This is a genomic window from Pseudoneobacillus rhizolycopersici, assembly GCF_054786815.1.
On the sequence record NZ_JBTOOE010000150.1, the window covers coordinates 1 to 258 of the forward strand.

The following is a 258-nucleotide window of genomic DNA, read 5'->3' on the forward strand; positions in this document are numbered from 1 at the left end:
TTCTCCCCAAGCATCGCATTAACTAGCGAGGACTTCCCAACATTGGGCCGCCCAATCAAGCTAAAGTGAATTGTGCCGTCATCCTCGTTATCGGCAGTTTCAGGGAAATGGTTGATCACAGCGTCAAGGAGATCACCAACCCCAACACCATGAACTCCTGAAACAGGATATGGTTCACCAAGCCCAAGTGAATAGAAATCATAAACATCACTCCGCCGCTCAGGATTATCCACCTTATTAACGGCAAGGAGCACTGGT

General features: G+C 48.4%; 1 protein-coding gene. It reads right to left on the reverse strand.

Features of this window, described 5'->3' with window-relative positions:
- A partial coding sequence (locus ACX9YW_RS23200; RefSeq protein WP_460351107.1) for a GTPase occupies positions 1–258 on the reverse strand: 258 nt, incomplete at both ends.